The sequence below is a fragment of the Microvirga sp. VF16 genome (assembly GCF_016864375.1).
GTDB lineage: Bacteria > Pseudomonadota > Alphaproteobacteria > Rhizobiales > Beijerinckiaceae > Microvirga.
This window is the reverse complement of sequence record NZ_CP069354.1, coordinates 5,369,654-5,393,011: the sequence shown is the minus strand read 5'-3', so window position 1 is coordinate 5,393,011 and position 23,358 is coordinate 5,369,654. Positions and strand designations below refer to the sequence as shown.

Annotated in this window: 18 protein-coding genes; 9 read left to right on the top strand and 9 right to left on the bottom strand. The window is 65.1% G+C overall.

Annotation, left to right across the window (positions count from 1 at the left end; translation table 11 throughout):
* Window positions 1-109 precede the first annotated feature (109 nt).
* The 9 genes from sppA (at window position 110) to JO965_RS25270 (ending at window position 8,089) form a co-directional block, all read left to right on the top strand.
* Complete coding sequence (gene sppA, locus JO965_RS25310; RefSeq protein WP_203441675.1) at window positions 110-1,075, top strand: signal peptide peptidase SppA; 966 nt, start codon at window positions 110-112, stop codon at window positions 1,073-1,075.
* Between the two features lie 26 nt (window positions 1,076-1,101).
* Entirely contained in the window at window positions 1,102-1,416 is a 315-nt protein-coding gene (gene ihfB / locus JO965_RS25305) for an integration host factor subunit beta (protein ID WP_152709482.1), read from the top strand.
* Window positions 1,417-1,444: 28 nt separating this feature from the next.
* Window positions 1,445-1,801 (top strand): lipopolysaccharide assembly protein LapA domain-containing protein, encoded by a 357-nt coding sequence (locus JO965_RS25300; RefSeq protein WP_203441674.1) that lies wholly within the window; start codon window positions 1,445-1,447, stop codon window positions 1,799-1,801.
* Between the two features lie 9 nt (window positions 1,802-1,810).
* Window positions 1,811-2,758 carry an ornithine cyclodeaminase family protein gene (locus tag JO965_RS25295; RefSeq protein WP_203441673.1) on the top strand — a complete coding sequence of 316 codons (948 nt, stop codon included), beginning with the start codon at window positions 1,811-1,813 and terminating at the stop codon, window positions 2,756-2,758.
* A 10-nt stretch (window positions 2,759-2,768) separates the two neighbouring features.
* Complete coding sequence (locus JO965_RS25290; protein ID WP_203441672.1) at window positions 2,769-3,428, top strand: phosphoribosylanthranilate isomerase; 660 nt, start codon at window positions 2,769-2,771, stop codon at window positions 3,426-3,428.
* Window positions 3,429-3,483: 55 nt separating this feature from the next.
* On the top strand, window positions 3,484-4,704 hold the full coding sequence (gene trpB, locus JO965_RS25285) for a tryptophan synthase subunit beta (protein WP_203441671.1): 1,221 nt from the start codon (window positions 3,484-3,486) through the stop codon (window positions 4,702-4,704).
* Window positions 4,705-4,862: 158 nt separating this feature from the next.
* Window positions 4,863-5,702 (top strand): tryptophan synthase subunit alpha, encoded by an 840-nt coding sequence (gene trpA / locus JO965_RS25280; protein WP_203441670.1) that lies wholly within the window; start codon window positions 4,863-4,865, stop codon window positions 5,700-5,702.
* Window positions 5,703-5,805: 103 nt separating this feature from the next.
* Complete coding sequence (gene accD, locus JO965_RS25275) at window positions 5,806-6,693, top strand: acetyl-CoA carboxylase, carboxyltransferase subunit beta (RefSeq protein ID WP_203441669.1); 888 nt, start codon at window positions 5,806-5,808, stop codon at window positions 6,691-6,693.
* Between the two features lie 70 nt (window positions 6,694-6,763).
* Window positions 6,764-8,089 (top strand): folylpolyglutamate synthase/dihydrofolate synthase family protein, encoded by a 1,326-nt coding sequence (locus JO965_RS25270; RefSeq protein WP_203441668.1) that lies wholly within the window; start codon window positions 6,764-6,766, stop codon window positions 8,087-8,089.
* Window positions 8,090-8,408: 319 nt separating this feature from the next.
* Here JO965_RS25270 and trxA read toward each other — a convergent pair whose 3' ends face one another.
* The 9 genes from trxA to JO965_RS25225 form a co-directional block, all read right to left on the bottom strand.
* On the bottom strand, window positions 8,409-8,729 hold the full coding sequence (gene trxA, locus JO965_RS25265; RefSeq protein WP_203441667.1) for a thioredoxin: 321 nt from the start codon (window positions 8,727-8,729) through the stop codon (window positions 8,409-8,411).
* A 101-nt stretch (window positions 8,730-8,830) separates the two neighbouring features.
* Window positions 8,831-12,268 carry a double-strand break repair helicase AddA gene (addA, locus tag JO965_RS25260; protein ID WP_203441666.1) on the bottom strand — a complete coding sequence of 1,146 codons (3,438 nt, stop codon included), beginning with the start codon at window positions 12,266-12,268 and terminating at the stop codon, window positions 8,831-8,833.
* On the bottom strand, window positions 12,265-15,429 hold the full coding sequence (gene addB, locus JO965_RS25255; RefSeq protein WP_371826821.1) for a double-strand break repair protein AddB: 3,165 nt from the start codon (window positions 15,427-15,429) through the stop codon (window positions 12,265-12,267). The genes addA and addB overlap by 4 nt, the downstream gene beginning before the upstream one ends.
* Window positions 15,430-15,438: 9 nt before the next feature.
* A complete protein-coding gene (locus JO965_RS25250; RefSeq protein ID WP_203441665.1) occupies window positions 15,439-16,173 on the bottom strand; it encodes a nucleotidyltransferase family protein in 735 nt (244 codons plus the stop codon).
* A 9-nt stretch (window positions 16,174-16,182) separates the two neighbouring features.
* Window positions 16,183-17,769 carry a tRNA (adenosine(37)-N6)-threonylcarbamoyltransferase complex ATPase subunit type 1 TsaE gene (gene tsaE, locus JO965_RS25245; protein WP_203441664.1) on the bottom strand — a complete coding sequence of 529 codons (1,587 nt, stop codon included), beginning with the start codon at window positions 17,767-17,769 and terminating at the stop codon, window positions 16,183-16,185.
* A gap of 8 nt (window positions 17,770-17,777) precedes the next feature.
* Window positions 17,778-20,348 (bottom strand): ATP-binding protein, encoded by a 2,571-nt coding sequence (locus JO965_RS25240; protein ID WP_203441663.1) that lies wholly within the window; start codon window positions 20,346-20,348, stop codon window positions 17,778-17,780.
* A 495-nt stretch (window positions 20,349-20,843) separates the two neighbouring features.
* Window positions 20,844-22,244: an adenosylhomocysteinase gene (gene ahcY, locus JO965_RS25235; RefSeq protein WP_203441662.1), complete on the bottom strand. Its 1,401-nt coding sequence runs from the start codon at window positions 22,242-22,244 to the stop codon at window positions 20,844-20,846.
* 334 nt (window positions 22,245-22,578) lie between these two features.
* Window positions 22,579-22,899, bottom strand: a complete 321-nt coding sequence (locus tag JO965_RS25230) for an HPr family phosphocarrier protein (RefSeq protein ID WP_203441661.1) — start codon at window positions 22,897-22,899, stop codon at window positions 22,579-22,581.
* Window positions 22,900-22,904: 5 nt separating this feature from the next.
* Window positions 22,905-23,306, bottom strand: coding sequence for a PTS sugar transporter subunit IIA (locus JO965_RS25225; RefSeq protein WP_036360951.1), 402 nt, complete (start codon window positions 23,304-23,306; stop codon window positions 22,905-22,907).
* Window positions 23,307-23,358: the final 52 nt, after the last annotated feature.

Here is a 23,358-nt window from a genome sequence, read left to right as displayed (position 1 = left end):
GCTGCGGATTCAGCTTCGCCACCTGGAAAATGCGATCAAACCGCTCTAGGGTGCGGCCCTCGTGAGGCTCAGCCTCGCATCCGACTTGGAACCAGCAAGAGACGAATCGATGTCCATCGATGCCGAAGCCATCGCCGACCGCCGCCGTCTGCGCCGCAAGCTCTCCTTCTGGCGCGTCGCGGGATTCTCCGGCCTCATCGCCGCCGTCGCCGCTCTCGGCTATGCCGCCGCGGACCGGGCGGGCTATGGCGCGCTCCAGAACCAGATTGCGCGCATCTCCATCGACGGCCTGATCACCGGCAACCAGCGCCTCGCCGACCTGATGCGGCGGGTCGGCGATTCGAGCGCGGTCTCCGGCGTCGTGATTTCCATCAACAGCCCCGGCGGCACCACGACGGGATCGGAAGAGATCTACCGCAATATCCGCAGGCTTAGCGAGAAGAAGCCCGTGGTGACCTTCGTCGACGGCACGGCAGCATCCGGCGGCTACATCACGGCGATTGCGACGGACTACATCGTTGCCCGCGAGACTTCCATCGTCGGTTCCATCGGCGTGCTCTTCCAGTATCCGGATCTCTCGGGCCTCATGGGCCAGGTCGGCGTGAAGCTGGAGGAGGTGAAGTCCTCGCCGCTCAAGGCGGAGCCGAGCCCCTTCAAACCGACATCGCCGGAGGCGCGTGCCGCCATGCAGGCGGTGGTCAACGACACCTTTGACTGGTTCAAGGCCCTGGTGCGCGACCGCCGTCGTCTCAACGAGGGCGAACTCGCCGCCGCCTCCACCGGCCAAGTCTTCAGCGGCCGTCAGGGCGTGCCCATGAAGCTCGTCGACAAGATCGGCGGCGAGCGCGATGCGGTCGCCTGGCTGGAGCAGACGAAGGGCGTGGCCAAGGATCTGCCGATTCGTGACTGGAAGCCGAGCAGCGACCGCGATCTATCGATCTTCGCCATGAGCGCGACATTGGCCGATTTCTTCGGTTTCGAGCGGGTCGCCGAGGCCCTGCGCCGGACATCGGCTCATGCTGAGATTGCACAACTTGACGGCCTCCTGGCTGTCTGGCAACCTTCGGAAAAATAAAGCAACGTCAAAGATATAGCCGCCCTATGATCAAATCCGAACTGGTGCTCAAGATTGCCGAGCAGAACCCGCATCTCTACCAGCGCGATGTGGAGAAGATCGTGAATGCGATCCTCGATACCATTGCCGACGCCCTCGCCAGGGGCGACCGGGTCGAGCTGCGCGGCTTCGGCGCGTTCTCGGTGAAGAAGCGGGATGCCCGCACGGGCCGCAACCCGCGCACGGGTGCATCCGTTTCCATCTCCGAAAAGGTTGTTCCCGTCTTCAAGACGGGCAAGGAAATGCGGCAGCGGCTCAATGCTCCGGCTCCGAAGGTACTCAAGGCCGCGGCTGCGCAGTGATCCTTGAAGTCATTCTTGAGAGGTGCTCGTGATTCGCTTTCTGAAGGCGCTCATTCTCCTGCCGATTGCCATCCTGGTCGTTCTGCTCGCGGTCGCGAACCGCGCGCCGGTGACCCTGTCGCTGGATCCGTTCTCGCAGGACGCGCCGGAATTCGCGACTCAGCTGCCGCTGTTCGCGGTGATCTTTGCCGCCGTCATGCTCGGCGTGGTGATCGGCGGCGTGGCGAGCTGGCTTGCGCAAGGCAAGAACCGCCGGGCCGGCCGCCAGTCTCGCCGCGAAGCGCGGCAGCTGCGCTATGAGACCGAGCGCTTGAAGACACAGAGCGCTCCGGCCACGACCACCCTGCCGGCCACCGTTCCCTCTTCCCAGGCTCGTAGCTTCTAAGATCCTCCCATGCGCGTCGTGACATCTGCCGAGATCGATCGGGTTCTCACCTTTCCGGCCCTGATCGATGCCCTGGCCGAGGCCTTTCGCGGCGACATGGTCACGCCGGTGCGCCATCACCACGAGATCGAACGTCCGGGCGCCCATGGCACACTCCTGCTCATGCCGTCCTGGACGGGGCCTGCGATGCAGGATGGGTTTCTCGGCGTGAAGATCGTCACCGTCTTTCCCGAGAACGGCACGAGAAGCCTGCCCAGCGTGATGGGCTCCTATCTGCTGATGGACGGCGCCACGGGCGCGCCCATCTCGGTTCTCGACGGCACGCGCCTCACCGTCTGGCGCACCGCCTCCGCGTCCGCGCTCGCCGCGCGATATCTGGCACGCGAGGATGCAAGCCGCATGGTGATGGTGGGATCAGGCGCGCTCGCGCCGTTCCTCATCCGCGCCCATATGAGCCAGCGGCCGATCCGCGAAGTGGCGCTCTGGAACCACAATGGCGAGAAGGCCGAGAAACTCGCAGCCGAGCTTGCACGCGAGGGGCTGCCCGTCACTGCTGTGACGGATCTAGAGGCGGCGGTGCGTGAGGCCGATCTCGTCTCCTGCGCGACGCTCTCGACTGCACCCATTGTCCAGGGAGCCTGGCTGAAGCCAGGGGCGCATCTCGACCTCGTCGGCGCCTTCAATCTGAAGATGCGCGAGGCGGACGACGAAGCTTTGCGGCGGGCTCAAGTTTATATCGACACGCCGGCTGCCAAGGTTGAGGGCGGCGACGTGGCCGTGTCGCTCCAGAGCGGCGCAATTACCGAAAGCCATATCCGCGGCACGCTCACCGAACTCTGCCAGAACCCGCCAAGCCGCGATCCGGAGGCGATCACCGCCTTCAAATCGGTCGGCGCAGCGCTGGAGGATCTGGCTGCGGCGATGCTGGTGTGGCGCTCGCTGGCAAAAGCGTTGTAAAATAGCCCTTATGGATAATCTGGTGAAAATCTGCGGGCTCTCGACGCCCGAAACCCTCGATGTTGCGCTCAGTGCAGGCGCGGACATGGTCGGCTTCGTGCGCTTCCCCAAGAGCCCCCGTCATGTCAGCCTCGATCTCGGTCACCGTCTCGCGCTGCAGGCCAGAGGCCGCGCGCAGCGCGTGGTGTTGCTGGTCAATCCCGACGACGAGGACATCGCCCAGGCCGTCGAGGCCATCAACCCTGACCTGATTCAGCTGCATGGAAGCGAGACGCCTGAGCGCGTGGCCGAGATCCGCTCGATGATCAAACGGCCGGTCATGAAGGCTCTCGGGATCGCGGAAGCCTCCGATCTCCAGGCGCTTCGCCCCTATGCGGGTGGGGTCGACCATATCCTGCTCGATGCCAAGCCGCCCCGCGCGGCTAACGCCCTACCGGGCGGGAACGGGATCGCCTTCGACTGGCGGTTGCTCAACGGGCTTGACCCCAAGCTTTCCTTCATGCTGTCAGGAGGCCTCAACCCCGACAACGTGGCGGAGGCGATCCGGCTCACCAGGCCGCAGGCCGTCGACGTGTCGTCCGGGGTGGAGAGCGGGCCGGGTCTCAAGGATCCGGCGCGGATCGAGGCCTTCATCAGGGCCGCCCGGACAGCATTCGCTGCCCACCACTAGTTAAGACGGCACGCCTTTCCTGGGCGTGCTTCAGCTCTTCAAGGCAGGACAGGCCGTGTCAGCTCAAGCCCAACCCAATTCCTTCCGCACCGGTCCCGACGAGCGCGGGCACTTCGGCCAGTTCGGCGGCCGCTTCGTCGCCGAGACTCTGATGCCGAACATCCTCGAGCTGGAAAAGGCCTACGAGGAAGCCAGGAACGACCCGGCCTTCCACGCCGACATGGCGAGCTACTCGACCCACTATATCGGCCGTCCGAGCCCGCTCTACTTCGCCGAGCGCATGACCGAGCATCTCGGTGGAGCGAAGATCTACTTCAAGCGCGAAGAGCTGAACCATACCGGCGCGCACAAGGTGAACAACGTGCTGGGCCAGATCCTTCTCGCCCGCCGCATGGGCAAGAAGCGCATCATCGCCGAGACCGGCGCCGGCCAGCACGGGGTTGCCACTGCAACGCTCTGCGCGCGCTTCGGCCTCGACTGCGTGGTCTATATGGGCGCGGTCGACGTGGAGCGGCAGAAGCCCAACGTGTTCCGCATGAACATGCTCGGCGCCAAGGTCGTGCCGGTGCAGTCCGGCACGAAGACGCTGAAAGACGCCATGAACGAGGCCCTGCGCGACTGGGTCACCAATGTCTCCGACACCTTCTATTGCATCGGCACGGTGGCGGGTCCTCATCCCTATCCGGCCATGGTGCGCGACTTCCAGTGCGTCATCGGCACCGAGACCCGCGAGCAGATGATGGAGGCGGAAGGCCGCCTGCCGGATTCGCTCGTCGCCTGCATCGGCGGCGGCTCCAACGCCATCGGGTTGTTCCACCCCTTCCTCGACGACAAGGACATCGAGATCTACGGCGTGGAAGCCGCCGGCCACGGCCTCGACAAGCTCCATGCGGCCTCGCTCACCGGCGGCCGACCCGGCGTGCTGCACGGCAACCGCACCTACTTGCTCATGAACGAGGACGGGCAGATCGCGGACGCCCATTCCATCTCGGCCGGCCTCGATTATCCCGGCATCGGCCCGGAGCATGCCTGGCTGCACGAGATGGGCCGCGTGAAGTATATCTCCGCCACCGACGACGAGGCGCTCGAAGCCTTCCAGCTCTGCTCACGCCTCGAGGGCATCCTGCCCGCGCTGGAACCCAGCCACGCGCTCGCCAAGGTGATGGAACTCGCGCCAAAGAAGCCCAAGGATCACCTGATGGTGGTCAATATCAGCGGCCGCGGCGACAAGGACCTGTTCCAGATCGCCGAGCATCTGGGCAACCAGATCGTCTAGTCCTTTCCCGTCATGGCCGGGCTTGTCCCGGCCATCCACGTCTTCAACCGCTGCAAAGACGTGGATGCCCGCAGCAAGTGCGGGCATGACGAAGGAGGTTCCATTTCAGAGGCCGTACAGGTTTCGCCCCGCCTTCCTCTCATGCTAAAGACCCGCCCATGACAAAGCGCATTGAAGCCCGTTTCGAAAAGTGCCGTGCGGAAGGCCGTGCCGCGCTCGTCACCTATGTGATGGCCGGCGATCCGGATCCGGAAACTTCGCTCGAAATCCTCAAGAGCCTGCCCAAGGCGGGAGCCGACATCGTCGAGTTCGGGCTGCCCTTCACCGATCCCATGGCCGACGGTCCGGCGATCCAGGCGGCGGGGCTGCGCGCCCTGAAAGTAGGGCAGGACACGGTCAAGACCCTCGACCTCATCCGCCACTTCCGGGCCGAGGATGCCGACACGCCCGTGATCCTCATGGGCTATTTCAACCCGATCTTCGTCTACGGCGTCGACCGCTTCCTGGCCGATGCGAAAGAGGCCGGCGTCGATGGTCTGATCGTCGTCGATCTGCCGCCGGAGGAGGATGACGAGCTGTGCCTGCCGGCGCTCAAGGCTGGCCTCGCCTTCATCCGGCTGGCCACCCCGACCACGGACGACAAGCGCCTGCCGGCAGTGCTCGCGAACACGGCGGGCTTCGTCTATTACGTCTCGATCACCGGCATCACCGGCGCTGCGACGCCGGATTTCGGCAAGGTCGCGACCGCCGTGGAGCGGATCAAGCGTCATACGCCCCTTCCCGTCGTGGTGGGCTTCGGCGTGAAGAGCGGCGCGCACGCGGCGGCGGTGGCCAAAGGGGCCGACGGCGTCGTGGTGGGCTCGGCCCTCATCGATGCCCTGAAGCGCACCCTCGATGATCAGGATCGCGCTACGGCAGGTTCGGTCGAGGCGGTCACGAAGCTGGTGAAGGAATTGAGCGAAGGCGTGCGCTCGGTGGCAAAACGCGCCGCGGCCTAATACATAAGGCACGTCAACCCTGCCGTGGCAGGCATCCATGCCTCCGGCGTGGTCAGACGTGGATGGCCGGGTCAAGCCCGGCCATGACGAGAGGATTGAAGCGATGAACTGGATTTCCGAAGTCGTCCGTCCGAAGATCAAGACGCTCTTCAAGCGCGAGACGCCGGACAATCTCTGGATCAAGTGCCCGGAGACCGGGCAGGTGGTGTTCCACAAGGATGTGGAGGCGAACCAATGGGTGATCCCCGGTTCCAACCATCACATGCGCATCTCCGCCACCCAGCGCCTGCAGCTCATGTTCGACGGCGCCACCTGGCTCGACGTGGCCCTGCCGGAAGTGGCCGTGGACCCGCTGAAGTTCCGTGACGAGAAGCGCTACATCGACCGCCTGAAGGACGCCCGCACCAAGACCGGCCAGCAGGATGCATTCAAGGTCGGCTTCGGCCGGGTCGACGAACTGCCGATGACCATCGCCGTGCAGGATTTCGGCTTCATGGGCGGCTCGCTCGGCATGGCCGCGGGCGAGGCCTTCATCAAGGGCGCCGAGACCGCGCTCGACAAGAAGACACCTTTCGTGCTCTTCGCCGGTTCCGGCGGCGCGCGCATGCAGGAGGGCATTCTCTCCCTCATGCAGATGCCCCGCACCACGGTAGCGATCCGCCGCCTGCGCGATGCCAAGCTTCCCTATATCGTCGTGCTCACGAACCCGACCACGGGCGGCGTGACGGCGTCCTATGCCATGCTCGGCGACGTGCATCTCGCCGAGCCCGGCGCGCTCATCGGCTTCGCCGGCCCGCGCGTGATCGAGCAGACCATCCGCGAGAAGCTGCCCGACGGCTTCCAGCGCGCCGAGTACCTGAAGGAGCACGGCATGGTGGACGCGGTCGTGCACCGGCATGACCTGAAATCGACCGTCGCGCGCCTGTCGCGCCTCTTCACCAAGGCACCGGCCTCTGCGCCGACGACGGCCGTTGCGGTTGCGGCCGAGTAACTTTTTGTTGTCGCATGATCTTGCTGAAAAACCGGTTCCCACTTTTTCAGATCATGCTTGGAGCAGGGCGATGGAATCCTCCGATGCGCTGATCGCGCGCTTTCTCGCCCTGCATCCGAAGACCATCGATCTGTCGCTCGGGCGCATCCAGCGGCTGCTTGGCCAGCTCGGCCATCCCGAGCGCCGCCTGCCGCCCACGATCCATGTGGCCGGCACCAACGGCAAGGGTTCGACCATCGCCTTCATGCGGGCGATCCTGGAAAGCGCAGGGCTTGCGGTCCATGTCTATACCTCGCCCCATCTCGTGCGCTTCCATGAGCGCATCCGGTTGGGGCGCTTTGGCGGTGGCCGCTACGTGACCGAGGAGAGGCTCGTCGAAGCCTTCCGCCGTTGCGAGGCGGTGAATGCGGGCGAGCCGATCACCGTGTTCGAGATCACGACCGCGGCGGCCCTGCTGATCTTCTCGGAAGAACCTGCCGACGTGCTCCTGCTGGAAGTGGGACTCGGCGGCCGCTTCGATGCCACCAACGTCATCGACAGGCCTGCCGCCGCCGTCGTCACGCCGATCGGTCACGATCACGCGGAATATCTCGGCACGACGCTTCAGGCCATTGCCAGGGAAAAGGCCGGCATCTTCAAGCGCGGCTGTCCTGCCATCATCGCGCCGCAGGATTATGTGGAAGCCGACCAGACCCTGGTCAGCGAGGCCGAGCGCATCGGCGCGGCGCCAATTCTCGTCGGCCAGCAGGACTTTTCCGTGCATGAGGAAGGCGGGCGGCTCGTCTACCAGGACGAGAAGGGTCTCCTCGATCTGCCGCGGCCGCGGCTCATCGGGCGGCATCAATACGTGAATGCAGGCACTGCCATTGCAGCTTTGCGTGCGGCAGGCTTTGAGCAGTTCGAGACGTCGGCCTTCGAGACGGGGCTGACCCGCGCCGAATGGCCGGGGCGGTTGCAGCGTCTCAACCGGGGCCGCCTGCCGGAGATCGCGCCCAAGGGCTGCGAACTCTGGCTCGACGGCGGCCATAACCCCGATGGCGGCCGGGTTCTCGCCGCTGCCATGGCCGACCGGAGCGAGCGCTCGGACGCACCCCTCGTGCTGATCGCCGGCATGCTCGGCACCAAGGACAGCCAAGCCTTCTTCAAGAATTTTTCAGGGCTGGCCCGGGAAGTGATCGCGGTGCCGATCGCAGGCCAGATCGCGGCACGCCCGGCCGAGGAGGTTGCTGCCATCGCATCGAGCGTCGGTCTCACCACCTCGACCGCCACAAGCGTCGAATCCGCCCTCGCGTCGCTCCACAACTACGTCTGGGACCACCCGCCCCGCGTGTTGATCTGCGGCTCGCTGTATCTGGCCGGCGAGGTCCTGGCGGCGAACGGGACATTGCCGGAGTAAGGCTCCAGCCTCGTCATCCCGGACGGCGAAGTCGATCCGGGATCGTGCAAACCAGCTTGGCGCTGTCATCCCGGGCTGCGCAGCAGAGCCCGGGATCCATAACCGCTGACGATGCAGGACTCGCGTTGCTATGTCCGCTGCGCCTCTCCTCCCACTGTCGTGGTTATGGATCCCCGCCTGCGCGGGGATGACAGCGTTGAGCTTCCGCGTTTTGTCCTGCACACGATCCCGGATCTCCGCTTCGCTTCGTCCGGGATGACATACCACCAAAAGAAAAGGGGCCTTTCGGCCCCTTCCATAACTTCAAATCTCAACCCGATCAGGTCGAAGCCTGGATCCAGCGGCTGAGCTCGCCCTTGGGGGCGGCGCCGACCTTCTGGGCCACGACCTTGCCGTCCTTGAACATCATCAGCGCCGGGATCGAGCGGATGCCGAGCTGGGAGGAGATCTGCGGGTTCTCGTCCACGTTGAGCTTGGCGATCTTCACCTTGCCGGCCATCTCGTCGGAAATCTCTTCCAGAGCCGGGCCGATCATACGGCAGGGGCCGCACCACTCAGCCCAGAAATCGACCACGACGGGCTCGGAGGATTGCAGGACGTCCTGCGCGAAGCTTGAATCGGTCACCTTTACGGTCGCCATCAGATCACCTTTGACTTTGAACGCGACTCGGATCCGAGTCGCTCGGCTATAGGGCCAAGGTAAGAACCGGCGTTTCGGGAATCAAGCAAGGGCCATTGTCCTCACGCCGCTTTGATGAGGGTAAGTGCCGATTCCAAGTCGGGTTCCATGAGCTCGTGGATCACGGGGCCGGAGGTCCAGATCAGGAAGGTGCGGATGCGCCTGTCCGGATAGATCTCGGCGAGCAGCGTCCGATAGAGGGCAAGCTGCGCCACGTAAGCGCGGGGCGGCGGCTGGCCGGGCTTTGGAGGCCGCGCGGTGGTCTTGAAATCGGCGACCAGCACTTCGGTGTCGAGGACGGCCAGCCGGTCGATCTGGCCCGAGACCATGATCTCACCCTCCGCCGTCAGCACGCGCCCGGCGATGGGCGCCTCCGCCCGCGAGCCCTTGCCGAACAGAGGCTTCAGGTCCGCATGGTCGAGAACGCTAAGAGCATTGGTGAGGATCGATTCGCGCAACTCGGAGGCCAAGCGCGGCGCGCGCGCCTTGATGTAGGAGTGTGCCATGGCCTCGCGGTGCTCAGGAGCCAGTGCCGGCAGGCGCTCCAGCAGGGCATGGACCAGGGTGCCGCGCAACCGCGCCTCGGGCGCGTAAGGCCCGTCGCCGGGACGCGTCATGCGGTCTGCGGCACCGAGCGCGCTGGAGGGGCGGATCGGCGGCAGGGGCTCCGGCTCCGGCATCACTGCCGTGGTGAGCCAGTCCGGCACGGCGATGGGATCGAGCGGCGGCACATCCGATTCAGGCAAGAGCGTACGCGCTAGCGCCGAGCCGTCGCGCCAGACGGAGATCGGGCCGTAGGGCGCCTCGTCCAGCTCCAGGCCGCCCGCCTTGGCGACGAGCCCGTGGCGGATCATCTCGCACCAGGCTTCCTGCTTGGTCTCGTTGCCGTTCGTGCGATACGGCGCAATCACGAGCCGGTCCTTGGCGCGCGTCATGGCGACATAGAGCAGGCGATTGTGCTCCTCGTAGCCCTTGGCGTGCAGAAGGTCGCGCGATTGCGCCATCGTGCTCGAATCGGAGTTCTTGCCGGATGACCAGACCGGGATCTTGTCGCCGCTCGCGGTCTGCAATTGCAGGAGCGGCGGATCGCGGCCGAGCACTTCGCAGCCGTCGATGAGCACAACGATGGGCGCTTCCAATCCCTTCGCGCCGTGCACGGTCATCACGCGCACTTCGTTGTTCACGGAATCGAGGTCGCGCTTGATCGTGTGCGAGGCCGATTCGAAGCGATTGAGGAAGACGGTGAGCGAGGGCGTCTCCGTCACATCCGATTGATGCGCGAAACACAGGAAAGCGTCGATGGCGTCGCCCGCTTCGCTGCCCAAACGCGCCACGAGCAGCGAGCGCCCACCGCGCGGGCCGAGCAGGGTGGCGAAGAAGCCGAACGGGCCGTGGATGCGCGCCAACTCACGCCATGCATTCAGGGCTTCGCATCCACGCTTTGCCTTCGCATCGCCATCGTCCGCATGGCGCGTCATGGCGGCATGCAGCGATTCCTCGTCCGCGCGGTCGGCGGCGATGCGGATGAGATCGTCGTCGGTCAGACCGACGAGCGGTGATTTCAGCGCGGTCGCGAGGGTGAGGTCGTCGTCGGGCAGAAGCGCCGCGCGTCCCGCCGCCACGAGATCGAGCACGGCGATGTGCTCGCCGATATTGAGCCTGTCCGCGCCCGCCACCGGCACGCCCGCTTCCTTCAGCGCGCGGATCACCGCCTCGAAGGCCGCGCCGCGTTTCCTCACCAGCACGAGCACGTCGCCGGCCGTCCACACGCGGCCCATCTCGTCGCCCTTGGTGGTCCAGCACTTCACGGCCTGCGCGATGCGGCGCGCGACGACGACCGGCGGTGCATGCTGCTCAGGTTCGTCGATGGGCAGTACCCAGGCCTCGGGCTCTTCCGCCTCGGCGGGCGTCTCGAGCGGCCACATCTCGACGAGGCCCGGCGCATGCGGACGGGCGCTTTCATGCACGGTGCCGACCGCCTTGTCCTCGAAGGACAGGCCCTTGAAGTTGCGCTCGACCGCGAAGGTGGCGTCCACCGCCGACAGAACGGCTTTCCCTGAGCGGAACGACATGGTGAGCGACACGTCCTCGAAGTGAAGCTCAGCCTGCTTGACCTTCTGCGACCAGCTTCGGCGCGTCGTCTCGAATTCCTGCGGCGCAGCGCCCTGGAAACCATAGATCGACTGTTTGGGATCGCCGACCGCAAAGAGCGTGCGCACGCGCCCGCCTGCGGCACCAGCGCCCGCGGTGAAATCCTCGGTGATCTTGCGCAGGATTTCCCATTGCTCCGGGTTCGTGTCCTGCGCCTCGTCGATCAGCACGTGATCGATGCCGCGATCGAGCTTGTAGAGCACCCAGGCCGTGTCGCCGCGCGAGAGCAGCGCCAGGGTCTTGTCGATGAGATCCTGGAAGTCGAGGGCGCCGAGACGCATCTTCGCCTGCTCGACGCGGGTAAGGATCTCGGCGGCGAGCCTAAACAGCGCATCGGTGCGCTCGGCGGCGCGCGCGGCCTTGCGCTTGTCGATGAGGCGCCAGATGCGGCTCTGCTCGTCGAGCAATCGGTTCTTCAAAGCCGGATCGACGGATTTCGTCACGAGGCGCGATTCCGCGCGCGGCGTCCAATCGGATTCCTTCAGGAAGACCGACAGGTAATGCTTGAGCTTCTCGTCCAGGTCCTGCGCTTCGGCGGCAGCGATGAAGGACGCGGCGCGTTCCTGGTCGGTCGCCTTGCCCGCAAGCAATTCCTGCGCGATGGCAGGCCATTCGCTTGGCGCGATGCCGCCTTCCAGCATCGCCATCTCGATGCTCTCAAGCGCCTCGTCCGGCGCCAGCCCGAGTTCCCTGCGAAGCCGTGCGGGACCCCTCGGATCGTGCAGGAACGTCTTGCACTTCAGGGCCGCGTTGATCGCGGAGGTGAGCGCATCGCCTACCGCATCGACGCTGACGATGTCGAGCGCCTCTGCCAGTTCCGGAAAATTGCCGCTCGCCGCATCGGCCATCACATTGGCACTGGCCTGCGCCAGCATCTCATCGGTCTGGCTCTCGTCGAGAACGGCGAAGCGCGCGGGCACATTGGCCTCGAAGGGCACCAGGTGCAGAAGGCGCTCGCAGAAGGCGTGGATCGTGTCGATCTTCAGGCCGCCCGGCGTTTCCACCGCACGGGCAAAGAGCGTGCGCGCGAGTTTGACCTGTTGGCGGGTCGGCTTCTCGCCTTCGAGTTCCGTCAGCTCCTTGACGAGGCTTTCCTCATCGAGCGTCACCCAGCGGCCGAGGCGCTCGAAGACGCGGATCGCCATGTTGGCGGCGGCGGCCTTGGTGAAGGTCAGGCAGAGGATGCGGCCTGGCAGCGAGCCTGCGAGCAGCAGGCGCACGACTCGGTCGGTGAGCACCTTGGTCTTGCCCGCGCCGGCATTGGCCGACACCCAGGCGGAAGCGCGCGGATTGGCGGCGCGGCGCTGCGCATCCTTGGTATATTCCGGAATGACGAGATCGGTGCTCATTCGGATCCCTCAACCCCGCCCGCGCTTGCGAGCGACCATTCCTTCACACGCGCCAGATGATCGTAGTCGGAGAAGCGGCGCGCATATTTCGGGAAGGGCCGCGAGACATAAGCCGCCTCGCCCTTGGCGTAGCGCACGATCATGCCCTCGAAGCGCCGGCAATGCTCCTCGACGATCTCGGGAACGGTGCGCTCTTCCTTGCCTGTCGGACCGATCTCGCGCGGCTTGATCGGCTCGCGTCCGCCGGTGGTGTGGATGTAGATCAGGTCCGGCGTGTCCTTTGCCATCGGCAGGCCCTTGAAGGCACCCTTCATCAGCATCATCGCCTCAAGCGTCAGCTGCGGCGAGAAGCCGGCATAGACTTCCCGGATGCCCGGCGGCTGGCCGGTCTTGAAGTCGATGATGGCAAAGCCGCCGTCGCGGCGGTGCTCGATCCGGTCGGCGCGGGCGCGCAGATTGAAGATCGTGCCGTCGGGCAGCGGGATCGAGAGCCTGCCGGAGCGCTCCGCATAGACTTCCACGAGATCGGGGCGGCGCGCCTGCTCCCAGACCACGAATTCGGTGGCAAGCCGCGTGAAGCGCGGCCACCATTCGGCATAGAGTTCGGGATAGGCCTCGGCGATGTCGGCAAAGGCATCGGTGCCGAGCGCGAGCAGGATCTCCTGCGCATGGGCCGGCAGGGCCTTCGGGTACTGCTCGGCGAATTGGCCCAGCACGTCGTGGATGATCGTGCCGCGCTCCGCCGCGCTCGGCGTGACCGCAATCGCATCGAGCGCATCGAGCTTGAGGATGTGGCGCGCGAAGATCGAATAGGGATCGCGCAGAAGTGTCTCGATTTCCGTGACGCTCAAGGAACGCGGGAACAGCGCCGGATCGGGCTTCGGCCGCGGGCGCGGCAGGGGAGGCGCAGGCTCGGGCGTATCGAGGGTGCGGGCAAGGCGGCGATAATAATCGCCGCTCTTCGTCATGCGCTCCCACACCTCCTTGCCGGTGAAGGCCTTGAGACGCTGTAAAAAGCGCGAGGGCACCATGGGCGAGCCGTCGCGTTTTTGTGCACGCGTGATCACCACGTCATGCGTTCCGAGCGCCTGCACGAAATCATGCGCGGTCTGGCCGATGCGCCGCTCCGGCGGCATCAGGCCGACGCGGGAGCGCATGGGACGGTTGAGGAAGGCATCCGTCACCGTGCGCGGCGGCCACGTGCCCTCGTCCAACCCGCCGAGCACCACGCGGTCGACGGAGAGCAGGCGTGCTTCGAGGAGGCCGAGAATTTTCAGGCGGCGGTGTGTTGTACGTGGCGAGGGACTCAAGGAGCGCTGCTTGGCGAGCGCCGTGAAGAAGGTCGGATAATCGACGAAGCGACCCGCGAGCGGGTGGCCTTCCTCCTCGCGGATGTCCGAATGTTCGAGATCGTCGAACAGCGCGGCAAGCGCCTCGCGGGATGAATCGGCGTCCTCGATCTCCTCATCGTCCGGTCCAGCCCACAGGGCTTCCACGGCGCGGCGATGATCCTCTACGAGGGACATGAGATCGAGCTTGCCTTCGCCATGAACGGCGGGCGTAAAAGTATTGAACGCCACACCGAGACGCTGCAGCAATTCGTCGGCGAGATTCCAATCGGTTTCCGTCAAGCGCTTGCGCGGACGCGGCGCACGACGATCATCTTCCGTGCGGCGGCTGGCGAGTGCCGCGCGCATGCCCTGAACGCCGAGCGCGGGAGCGGGCCCGCGCAGCACGCCGATTTCGAGCACGCTTGCCGCATGTTCGACCGTTTCGCGGGGCAGGCCGAGGTGCACCATCGGATGCGCAAGCAGAGCAAGCAAGCGCACAGGCCGCAAATCGTCGGCAGCCGCTTCCGCGGCCAGACGTGCGAGACGTCCGGCTGGTATGTCGGAGAGCGGAATGCCTGCGGAATCCTCGACGCTCAGACCCCAGCGCGCGAGCTCCGCCGTCACGCGTGCGGCGAGCGCACGATCAGGCGTCACGAGAGCTGCGGTTCTGTGCGGATGCGCGATGGTTTCGCGCAAGGAAATCGCGATGGCGAGAGCCTCTTCGCGCTCGTCCATCGCCTCGATGATCGTGAGGCCCTCGCATCCGCTGCGGCTCAATGCGACGCGATCCTCGGGCGCGATCAGTGACCAGCGATCTGTGGTGTCCGCCGGACGTAGCGTTTCCGAAAGCAGATGGTTGCGGGCCCGCGCGGCATCCGGCAGCACGCCGAGGACAGTGACGGCGGTGCGTGAAACGCGCAGATGCTTGTCGAGGAGGCGGCGCAAAGAGGCCTGCGGGTGTCCGTGCACCGGGTCGGTTTCGTCATCGCCCACGCCGCCGATGGTGCACCAGCTCTCCTCGTCGAGATCCGTATCGAGACCGGGCAGCACGATGGCGCCCTTAGGCAGGCGTGCGATCACGCCCATGAGGTGCGCGGTGGCGGGCACCGAACCCGTCGAGCCCGCGACAATGATGGGATTCTCAGGGCGCTCGCGCTGCAAGCGCTTCGCTTCCGCGTCCAACAAGGCATTGCGCCGCTGTGCCGGATCGCTCGCCTGGCGTTCGGCGAGAATTTTCGGCCAGTTCTCGCTCGCGATCTGCACGAAGTGGCGGGTAATCTCGAAATATTTCGAGTAGTCGGAATCCACCGCCAGTTCGAGAGCATGCCAGTCGATGCCTTCCGTCGTGAAGGCATCCATCAGGGTCTCGAGATCGCCCGCGAGATTGACCGCATCGGCGGGCGAGGCGGGCACCATGAAGGGCACCTCGGGGCCGAGCTGCAGCAAGGCGCGGTCCACTTCCGCCGACCAGCGCTGCACGAGCCGCGTGAGGATGAGGCGGCGCTCCAGAGGCGGGATCGGGGGCTTGAGGCTTGCAGCCTCCTGCAACGGCGTGCCCTCCAGTCCCGTCAGCTCGAACTCGGCCTCGTCAGTTTCACCCAGCGGCACGATGCGCGGCAGGAGCTGCGCACGGCCTTCACCGCGTTCGGCCAGAAGCGCGATCAGTGCGCGGGTGGCGCGGCGGTTTGGAACATAGATCGTGATGTCGGCAAGGGCTGCGGGATCGTCAGGCAGCGGGCCGACGAGGCGCCCGTCGAACAGCGCGTCCACCAGGGTCGGCAGAAAGGCGCAACCCGGAGGAATCGAGAAGACACGCGCGGAACTCGACACGAGCAGACCTCATCGCTTGCTGGCGGCAAGGCACTTTTCGGCCTCGGCAATCGCCTGAGGCTCCCCAACATGCAGCCATTGCCCCTCCATGCACAAGCCGTAGAGGCGCCCCTTCGCGATGGCGCGGTCGTAGAAAGCGTTGGCCGAAAACGCTCCGTCCGGTGTCCCGTGAACGAGTTCCGGCTTCACGATGGCCACACCTGCATAGGCAAAAGGAGCGCTGTCGTCAGTTCCACGGCGACGCAGGCGACCGCTCTCTTCCTTGTGAAAATCGCCCCGGCCTTCGAATCCAATGCTTGTGGATAACGGGGCCACGAGCATCAGGATGTCCATCCGCTCCGGGTCCCAGGCCCTCACGAGGCGCTTCAGATTCGGCTCTTGTCCTTCGATCCAGAGTGAGTCGGAGTTGAAGGTGATGAACGGCTCGTTGCCGAGAAGCGGCAGCGCCTTCTTCACGCCGCCGCCGGTCTCCAGGAGTTCGCCCCGCTCGTCCGAGATGACGACGCGTGGGACTTCGCGCGGGCGCAGATGCGCTTCGAGCATGTCGGCGAAATGGTGCACATTCACCACCACGGTCTCGATGCCCGCCTCGTGCAGCCGGTCGAGAGCGAAGTCGATCAGGCTTTGCCCCGCCACCTTCACGAGAGGCTTCGGCATGGTGGCCGTGATCGGCAGCATGCGCTTGCCTAAGCCTGCAGCGAGGACGATGGCTTTGTGCGGCGCGCGCGGGGAGGTCTGGGACAAGGAGCTGGCTCAGGATTCGGGAGGGAGTTCATCCCCATGTGGGATGAGCCTCGGCAGATAGTTTTCATACCAGACCTTGAGCTTGCTCAGGGCCGGATGGGCGAGATTGCGGATGAGATAGGTTTCGATCCGCGGCAGATGCTTGAGGTAATGCGGCTTGCCGTCCCGTCGGTCGAGGCGGGCGAAGATGCCGAGGATTTTTGTCGCGCGCTGGCCCGCCATGATGGCGTAGGCGCGGGCGAAGGCCGAAACATCGAAGGCGGGATCGGCGGCCTTCCGGTCGCGGGCGTAAAGGCCGATAAGCTTCAATTCGAGCTCCGGCGGCATGGTCACGCGTGCATCCTGCAGGAGCGAGGCGACGTCGTAAGCCGGCGAGCCCAAAACCGCATCCTGGAAATCGATCATGCCGACCCGCTGCAGGCCTTCGCGTTCGGGCAGCCAGATCAGGTTGGGCGAGTGGTAATCGCGCAGGATCCAGGAGGCGGGAGCGGAGAGAACCTCGCCCAGGGTCTCGGTCCAGAGATTGACGAATTCCGCCCGTGCCGAACCCGAGAGCTGCGTGCCGATGATGTGCGGCACGTACCAGTCGAGCAAAAGCTCGACCTCGATGAGGAGCGCTTCGAGATCATAAGGAGGGATCGAATGATCGATGCCCTCGGCGACGGGCAGCACCTGCGGCAGAGTCTGGCCGTGGAGCTGTGCCAGAACCCGCGTCGCCTCCGCATAGCGCTCCGGGATCGGGCCATTGGCGTCGGTGACGGGCTCGGCACCGAGATCCTCGATGAGGAGCAGGCCAGCCTCCAGATCCTCGCCGTAGATGTAGGGCGCGCTGAAGCCAAGCGCACGCAGGCCCTTGTCCATGCCGACAAAAGCATGGACCGTCTCGGCGAGCTTCGCGATGGTGGTATAGGGTTTGCCCCGCCGCACCGCGGGCCCGACCGGGCGCGGAGGCGAGATCATCAGGAGCGCGGTTTCGCCAGAGGGCTTCACGAGGCGCTCGTAGGAGCGGATCACGGAGGCGTCGCTCGGCATGGGCTGGCGTTTCGCATCGCCCCAGCCGCAGCGCTCGACGAGGTTGCGATAGGCCTTCATGCGCTGCAGCCGCGAGGCGAAAGCGCCCGTTCCGGTGAGCATGGCGATGCGGCCACGGCCCTGGCTGCCGGGGGCGAAATCGAGGCGGATGTCGAGATGCTCGGGTTTCAGGGCATCCTCGGCGCGCTCCGGCCACTCGACGAGGGCGATGGCGTTCTCCGTCATCTCGTCCCAGCCCAGCTCCACCAGCTCGTAGCCACCGGAGAGGCGGTAGAAATCCGCGTGGACGATAGGCGGCCTTTGGCCGTCATAGACCTGCATCAGCGTGAAGGTGGGGCTCGGAACCTCGAGCTCGGGATCGTCGGCCAGCGTACGCACGAGGGCGCGGGCGAGCGTCGTCTTGCCGGCGCCGAGGCCGCCCGAGAGGGTCACGAGATCGCCCGGTTTGAGCTCCTCGGCCAGGATCCGCGCGAAGCGCTCCGTCGACTCGTGGTCGGGAAGCGTCACGATCCAGGCGGCTTGCAAAACATCCTGCTCGGGCATGAGGGCCAGTCCATTCGCCATCGCTGTTCCTACTCGGCTGCGATTGGTGTTAGCGCAGATTGCGCCGATCGGCCATCGGACGGCGTCTCGTGCCGGTCATTGGGGAAGATGCACGTGACCGTGGTGCCGATGCCCGGGGCGGACGACACCTCGATGCGTCCGCCGTGCAGCTCCACGAAGGAGCGCACAATGGATAACCCTAAGCCGACGCCGCGATGGCGCGTTCCCAAGGTGTGGCTCTCGAAGCGCTCGAAGATGCGCGCCTTGATCTCGGGCGGCATGCCGCGGCCCTGATCCTTCACGTCAAAGATCACCTCGCCGCCGCGCTTGCGCGCCGAGACCCGGATGGTCTGGCCGGGCGAGGAGAAGCCGACCGCGTTGGAGAGCAGGTTGAACAGGATCTGGCGCACGCGCTTGCCGTCGGCCACGAAGGTGCCGATGTCGTCGGGCGTGTCGATGACTAAGTTGAGCGAGGATTCCGCCAGCCGATCCTCCAGCCCGCGCATGGCGGCCTCGATGGTGGAGCGGATATCGACGATCTCCGGCGTCAGCTCCAGCGAGCCCGTGTCGATGGATGCGAGATCGAGAATGTCGTTGAGGATCGCGAGCAGCGATGCGGAGGAGCGCATGATGTGATCGGCGTAATCGCGCTGGCGCGGATTGAGCACGCCCACCGTCTCGTCGCCGAGCAATTGCGTGAAGCCGATGACGTTGGTGAGCGGCGAGCGCAGCTCATAGGACACGTGATGCACGAATTCGTCGCGCAGCCGCGAGGCGCGCTCCAAGGCTTCGTTGCGCTCGGTGAGTGCGCGCTCTACGTTCACGCTCGCCGTCACGTCGGTGAAGCTCAGGAGCGTCGCGCCGTCGGGCAGCGGTTGCGCCGTGCAGTCGAGTGCGGTGCCGTCATGGCGTTCGATGCGGCAGGAGAGGCCCATGCGCATATCGGCAAGGCCCGCCACTGCGCCGCGAATATCGATCCACGGCTCGTCCTGCGAGGCCAACAGACGGCAGGCCTTGATGATCGTGTCGATATGCGGGTTTTCGGCTGTCATTTCTGACGATAGGTTCCACATATCGGCGAAGGCGCGATTGTGCAGCTTGAGGCGCCCGTCCGAGCCGAACACGGCGACGCCTTCCTTCAACGTGTCCAGCGTCTCGCTCTGCACGCGGGTGAGCGAATGGACCTGCGAAGCAAGTTCGAAACGCTCGCTCACGTCGTCGAACAGATAGGTCACGCCGCCCTGCGGATTGGGATTGATGACCACGCGCAGGGTGCGCCGGTCGGGCAGATGCCACCAGGTCTCCTGCTGCTCGACCGAGTGGTAACCCTGCAGGAAATCGGTTTTCCAGGCGCGGAAATCCGCCTGTTCGGGAAGCTTACGGCCGGCGCGCAGCTTGTCGAGCACTTCGCTGTCCGTGGGACGCGAGGCAAGAAAGGTTTGGTCGAGGCCCCAGAGGCGCTGATAGGCGGCGTTGCTGAAAATGAGGGTCTGCGACCCGTCGAAGATCGCAACCGCCGTCGGCAGCTGATCGAGGGTGCGCACATGGGCATCCATCTGGCGCTGCAGATCGGTCCGGACCGCTTCCAATTCCGACACGTCGACCGCGATGCCTGCGCTGCCGCCGGCGGTCGGGCGTTCGATCACGTCGAGAACCGCGCGATGGCCCGCGACCACGGCCGTAACTCTCCCCGAGAAGGTGACACCGGATCGGCGCTGGCGACGGGCCTCATCCCGGGTCGGCGCGCTCAGGAGTTCGAGGGAGCGGGCGATGGCATCGTCGAGATCGGAGGCCTCGACCGAGCGCAGATAGGCCTGGTTCGCCCAGAGCAGCTTGTCGTCCGTATCGCGGATCCAGAGCGGATAGGCGACATCGTCGAGCAGCATCGTCATCGAACGCAGGTCGCTGCGCGCGATCGACAGCTGACCTTGAGCCGTCATGAGTTCCGCCCGGTCGCCGGTCACGTCGCGCAGACGCAGGATTGCCCGTCCGCCGATGGTGCGACCTTCCAGGTCGACGAAGCGGCTGCCCGTCGTGCAGCGGGCCGTCAGGCGGAAGGCCTGGCCGCGAACTTTAAGCTGTTCAAGGGCGCTTTCCACGGCAGTGGCATCGGCCGGATTGAGCCAGGTGCCGAAGGCGAGGGCCCGCTGGGCCGGGGCATTCTCGCCGACGATGGTGGGATCGCCCTGGAAGCGCGGCTCGCCGTCCCGGCCGTGCCAGCTCACGAGCAGCTGGCGCTCCGAGCCCATGAGAAGAGCCGCGAGATCGTCCGCGCCGCGCAGGGCATCGAGTTCGTTTCTCAGTCGCCGCTCCACCCGGCCGGCGCGCTTGCGCTCGTGCATCAGCAGCAGGGCGGTGGTGGTCGAAAAGGCGACGAGGCCCATAAAGAGGCCGAAATAGGCCGCGTTGTGCAGGTCGAAGCTGTGCAGGAAGTCGAGGAGGTCCGAAGCCCCTTCCGCGAAGGGCAGCAGGAGATCATTGGCAAGAGCCGCCTGGGAGGTACCGGCCAGGAACATCAGGGACAGGGGTACACGGGCGGAGTCGACGAGGGAGCTGTTCCCGCCGCTGCTACCATCGTGACGCTCCCAGTGCCCGGCCATGCCGTGCTGCCCTTCCTTTGTTGGCGGCCCGACGACCAGGCCAAGTTGGATCGATCCCCGGCCGCGCTTTGTTACGCCGCTGAGGTCAACCGTCTACGCATGAACGGAACTGCCGGCGCAGGTTCGAAGCCACAGCACAGCCGGTCGATTCGTGTTCACTCTAGACTACCCCTGACTCCGCCAGGAAGAGGGTTAACACTGGCTTAAACTTCCTTTGGAGAACCTGTGTGCAATTCCTCGAACCATATTGCATTTGTGACACACACATGCCGGTGCGACATTCTGTCGATTCGCCGGCGCATCGTGCGGACCCAGCGGGCCGCGCCAGCGAAAAGTGGCTCCGGTTTTCCACTCTGAACGATGCGCTCATTAAAGGAGGGAGCATCGGATAGATCCCAAAAGTGCCTTCCACTTTTGGGTCCGATGCTCAAGCCATCGAACAAAGAAAAAGCCCGGCCGGAGCCGGGCTTTGACGATCCATCATCGAACAGCCGATCAGTAGCGGTAGTGATCCGGCTTGAACGGGCCCTTCTCGGAGACGCCGATATAGGACGCCTGGTCGGGACGCAGCTTGGTGAGCTTCACGCCGATCTTTTCGAGGTGCAGCGAGGCGACCTTCTCGTCCAGGTGCTTCGGCAGGGTGTAGACCTTCTTCTCGTACTTGCCGGCGTTGTTCCAGAGCTCGATCTGGGCGAGCGTCTGGTTGGTGAACGAGGCCGACATCACGAAGGACGGGTGACCCATGGCGTTGCCGAGGTTCACAAGGCGGCCTTCCGAGAGCAGGATGATGCGGTGCCCGTCGGGGAACGTGATCTCGTCGACCTGCGGCTTGATGTTGGTCCACTTGAGGTTCTTCAGGCCCGCGACCTGGATCTCGTTGTCGAAGTGGCCGATGTTGCAGACGATGGCCCGGTCCTTCATCGCCCGCATGTGGTCGAGGGTGATGACATCCTTGTTGCCAGTGGCGGTGACGAAGATGTCGGCACGGGGAGCCGCGTCCTCCATGGTCGTGACCTCATAGCCTTCCATGGCGGCCTGGAGGGCGCAGATCGGGTCGACTTCCGACACGAGCACGCGGCAGCCGGCCTGGCGGAGCGAGGCGGCCGAGCCCTTGCCCACATCGCCGAAGCCCGCCACCATGGCGACCTTGCCGGCCATCATCACGTCCGTGCCGCGGCGGATGCCGTCGACCAACGACTCGCGGCAGCCATAGAGGTTGTCGAACTTCGACTTGGTGACCGAGTCGTTGACGTTGATCGCCGGGAAGAGGAGCTTGCCCTCCTTGGCCATGATGTAGAGGCGGTGAACGCCCGTGGTGGTCTCTTCCGAGACGCCCTTGATCGAGGCGGCGATTTCCGCGAACCAGCCCTTCGGCTTTTCCTTGAGCAGGCGCTTGATGAGCGCGAAGAGGACTTCCTCTTCTTCCGCACCCGGCTTATCGAGGAAGGCTACGTCGCCCTGCTCGGCGCGAAGACCCAGATGGACGAGCATGGTGGCATCGCCACCGTCGTCGAGGATCATGTTCGGCACGCCGCCGCCATGCCAGTCGAACAGCTTGGCGGTGTAGTCCCAGTACTCGGTCAGGGTCTCGCCCTTATAGGCGAAGACCGGGATGCCTGCGGCCGCGATGGCGGCGGCGGCATGGTCCTGGGTGGAATAGATGTTGCAGGAGACCCAGCGGATGTCGGCGCCGAGGCTTTTAAGGGTCTCGATCAGCACCGCGGTCTGGATCGTCATGTGCAGCGAGCCGGCGATGCGGGCACCCTTCAGGGGCTGCTTCGAACCATATTCCTCGCGGATGGCCATCAGGCCCGGCATCTCGGTCTCGGCGATCGAGATCTCCTTGCGGCCGAAATCGGCAAGGCTGATGTCTTTGACGATGTAATCCTGCGCCATGATGGCCTCTCTTTGCACGTAGAGCTATTGACCGCATTTTTGGCGGCGAACCGGATCCACTTCGCCGAAAAATGCCCTGTCGGTTGAATTGGTGCTGTCTCTACCAGAGCTCGCCGAGAGAGGCAATCAAGATATAAAGATGTCTTTATATGTTTCTTGGCGAGAGGGCTCTTACTGTCATTCCGGGGCCGCGTAGCGGAGCCTGGAATCCATAACCGCTAACAATGCAAGTTAAGGGTGACGCGACTCTCCCCTTTTGGGGACGTCGTGTTTATGGATTCCGGGCTCGTCTGCGGCGCCCCGGAATGACAGAGGGAGTGTTGTAAGAGGAACCCTATTCGTCCTCGCCGAACCGGTTGGCGAGGAGGTCGTCGATGGCCTGGAGGCAGAGGCCGGCGTCTGCGCCCTTGGCTGTGACGGTGATCGAGGTACCCTGGGCGGCCGCCAGGGTGAGAAGGCCCATGATCGAGCGCCCGCCCACGGTCTCGCCGCAGCGGGTCACCGTAACGTCGGAGTTGAAGCGCTCGACGGTCTGGACGAATTTGGCCGAGGCACGGGCATGCAGGCCCCGGCGGTTGATGATGGGAAGCTCCCGGACCTCGGCTCCGTTGGGCACGATGGCAGGCGGACAGTCCTGATCGAGGGGCCGGTCCATGACGGTCACTTTCCCGAGAGAACGCGCGAGGCGATGTTGATGTATTTACGCCCCGCCTCCTGGGCATGGGAGACGGCGTCGGACAGCGGTTCTTCGTCGCGGACGGAGGCCAACTTGATGAGCATGGGCAGGTTGATGCCGGCGACCACCTCGACGGAGCCGCCATTCATGCACGACAGGGCGAGGTTCGAGGGCGTACCGCCGAACATGTCCGTCAGAACCACGACCCCCTGTCCCGAGTTGACCCGGCACACGGCGGCCATGATGTCCTTGCGCCGTGTCTCCATGTCGTCGTCGGGGCCGATCGTGATCGTTTCAAGCTGCTCTTGCGGACCCACGACATGCTCGAGCGCCGCTTTGAATTCCGTCGCGAGCTGCCCGTGGGTGACGAGCACCATTCCAATCATAATGTTACAAGTCCGAACGCTCCGAGAGCGGAGCCGCTATTTTGTGCACTGC